The following is a 3,007-nucleotide window of genomic DNA, read 5'->3' on the forward strand; positions in this document are numbered from 1 at the left end:
CAGCGGGGCCGGACCAGTCCTTGTAGACCTTGTTCAGCTCGGTCTGGGTGTCCGTGTTGAGCGTGTTCAGCTGGGTGTAGGCGTCCCGCAGGCGCCTGGCGTCGTCGAGGAAGTTCTTGAACGAGATGCCGACCTGCTCGTCGAACCGCTTCTTGATGTCGTTCTCGAGGTTGATCTTCCCGTAGCGGCCGAGGGTGTCGCTGGGCACCTTGTCGTTGACCGGGAGGAAGTCCTCCCACAGCTTCAGCGCGGGCTTGGCCAGGTCGAAGATCTCGTTCGACTTCCGCACGCCGCTCGTCGCGCCCTCGATCGGCGGTTGCATGCCCTCGATGGACTTGCGGCCGTTCTCGACGGTCTGGTCGTTCAGCTTGTTGCTGTAGCCGCGCTCCTCCGACTCGGCCTGGGCGTCCTCGTAGGTCTTGTCGAGGTTGCCCTGCTCGTAGTCGCCGTTGTCGAGCTTGTACTTCTTGTAGTAGTCGCGGACCTCGGGCGGCAGGCGGTCGTCGTTCACGTAGAACGGTCCCCGCTGGTAGCCCTGGTTGTAGCCGGCCGAGTCGTAGGAGGTCGCGTAGCCCCCCTCGCGGAGGTACGCCGCGAAGAGGTGTTCCTTGGTGTCGGCGTCCACGTACGGATCGTCGAGGAGCTTCTTGACCTCGGCCCACGACTTGCTCATCGTTCACCCCTTGCCTGCGATCCCACTAAGCGAAGCACGACGGCGCCGGCGGTGCCGTCCCGGTCGACCGAGGTGACCACCGCGAGCCGCCCCCTGGCCGTCGCGTCCACCCCGGCGTGGGCCAGCAACGCCGCGAGCCCGAAGGCACCGCTCACCGCGCCCGTGTCGCCGATGAGCTGACCCGGACGCACGACCCTGCCGACCCGTTGACCCAACACCTCACCCGTCGCGTCGTCTTCCACTTCGGACAGTTCCGAGCCGGCGGCCGAGAGCGCGAGCCCCCACACCTCGTCCGTCTCGGACACGACGTGCCGCAGGCTCTCCACCAACGCGTGGCGAGGCGAACCGTCGTGGAACCTCGTGTCCGACGCTACGACCTCCGCGAGCGCCGCTCGGTTCCCCGTGTCCGCGGTTTGCAAAAAGAACAGCACGCACCCCTCACCCAGGGTACCGCCGTGTTCCAGCAGCTCACGGGCGCCGCTGTGCTCCTCGGCCGCGCCGGCGAACACGCCGTCCGCGCGGCCGGTGCGCAGGAGCCGCGCGGCGTAGCGCAGCACCGCGGCCGCGGAGTTCCTGCCGGCCGCGACCGTGGTGTTCGGACCGGTCAGGCCGTGCCACATCGCACACTGCGCGGCCGCCGCGTTCATCAACGCGAACGGCATCTGCGCGGGGTTGACGAAGTACGGCCTGCGGCGGGTGAGCGAGTCGCGGGTGAACTCGAACTGGGTGCGGGTCGACCCGCTGGTGGTGCCGAGCACGACGCCGGTCCTCGGGGTCGGCGCCACCGAGCCGTGCTCGTCGCGCTGCAGTGCGCGCAGGGTCGCGACGGCGAGCGCGCTGGTGCGGTCCATGGAGCCGGTGCCCTTGCGGCCCAACTGCTCGACGACGTCGAAGTCGGGGACCACCCGGGCCTGTGCCGACGCCCAGTCGTCCTTGGTGCCCGTCATCGGGACCGGCACGCCGCCGCGCACGCCGTCGGCGAAGGCGGTCCTGCCGTGGCCGTACGCGGAGAGCGCAGACCACGCGGAGATCATGACGCCCGTCATGGCAGCCGTCCGAACAGGACGACGGAGTTGTTGCCGCCGAACGCGAGCGCGTTGTTCTGCACCACGTTCAGCTCCGCGGCGACGGAGGAGTTGGGCACGCAGTCGATCCCGCACGCCGGGTCGGTCTCGACGTGGTTGATGGTCGGCGGGATGAAGCCCTCCCTGATGGCCAGCGCGCACGCGATGGCCGACAGCGCGCTGGCCGCGCCCATCGTGTGGCCCAGCATGGACTTGACCGAGACCGTGCGTGGCGGGGTGCCGAACACGTCGTGGATCGCGCCGCACTCGGTGGTGTCGTTGGCTTTCGTGCCGGTGCCGTGCGCGGAGATCAGGTCCACCTGGTCGGGGGTGACGCCGGCGTCGTCGAGGGCGAGCCGCATGCAGGCGGCGACGCTGTCCTGGTCCGGTGCGACGGGGTGGCGGGCGTCGCAGTTCAGGCCGTAGCCGAGGACCTCGGCGTAGATCCGCGCGCCGCGGGCCATTGCCCGCTCCAGCGGTTCCAGCACGAGCACGCCCGCGCCCTCGCCGGTGAGGATGCCCTGCCGATTGACGTCGAAGGGCCGGCAGCATTCGGGGTCGACGGCGCCGAGGCGGTAGAAGCCGGTGAAGGTCATGCGGCACATGGCGTCCGCGCCACCGCAGAGCGCGACGTCGACGTCGCCGGCCGCGACGGCGTCGTAGCCGTTGCCGATCGCGTAGTTGCCGGCGGCACAGGCGGTGGCGACCGTGGAGATGTCCACATCGGACAGTCCGAGTTCGCGGGCGACGGCCACCGGCAACGTCGCGGCCGGCACCCGGCGCCGCAGCGCGGCGGGCACCTCCCGGTCCCGCACGGCATGTTCGGCGATCCGCTCACCGGCGTCGCCGCCGCCGTCCGTGGTGCCGATGCAGACCATGGTGCGGCCGGAGGCGTCGATCCCCGCGTCCGCCACGGCCATCCGCGCCGCGGCGACGGAGAACTGGGCCGCGCGACCGAGGTCGTCGTGTGGTTGCGCCGTTATCCACCGTTCCGGTGAGAACCCGACGACCTCACAGCCCATGCTGTGCGCGAAGCCGGCGGTGTCGAACACGCTGATGGGTCGCGCGCCGCTCCGGCCGGCCCGCAGCCCGGCCGTGTACTCGGCTACACCGGTGCCGATGCTCGACACCACGCCGAGCCCGGTGACGGCGACGCGCTGCCTCACTTCTCCAGGGCCTCGCTCAGCACCGCGTAGACCCCGTCGAGGTTGACCAGGCGCTCGAACTCGCCGGGGTCCACCTCGACGTCGAACTCGATCTCCAGGTTGGC

Annotated in this window: 2 protein-coding genes and 1 pseudogene; all 3 read right to left on the bottom strand. The window is 70.5% G+C overall.

Annotated features, from left to right (window positions below; genetic code table 11):
• Positions 1 to 673 (bottom strand): annotated as a pseudogene (locus ACJ73U_RS23280) (hypothetical protein); the annotation flags it as partial.
• Entirely contained in the window at positions 670 to 1,719 is a 1,050-nt protein-coding gene (locus ACJ73U_RS23285) for a beta-ketoacyl synthase N-terminal-like domain-containing protein (protein ID WP_407779808.1), read from the bottom strand. The gene ACJ73U_RS23285 and the pseudogene ACJ73U_RS23280, both read right to left, overlap by 4 nt.
• Complete coding sequence (locus ACJ73U_RS23290) at positions 1,716 to 2,903, bottom strand: beta-ketoacyl-[acyl-carrier-protein] synthase family protein (RefSeq protein WP_407779809.1); 1,188 nt, start codon at positions 2,901 to 2,903, stop codon at positions 1,716 to 1,718. Before ACJ73U_RS23290 ends, ACJ73U_RS23285 begins: the two co-directional genes overlap by 4 nt.
• Positions 2,904 to 3,007 lie beyond the last annotated feature (104 nt).

This window comes from Actinophytocola sp. (assembly GCF_045807065.1).
Taxonomy (GTDB): Bacteria; Actinomycetota; Actinomycetes; order Mycobacteriales; family Pseudonocardiaceae; genus Actinophytocola.

Bases quoted from the DNA above. Each gene is read 5' to 3' on its own strand.
- ACJ73U_RS23285 (WP_407779808.1), bottom strand. From the start codon at position 1,719: ATGACGGGCGTCATGATCTCCGCGTGGTCTGCGCTCTCCGCGTACGGC.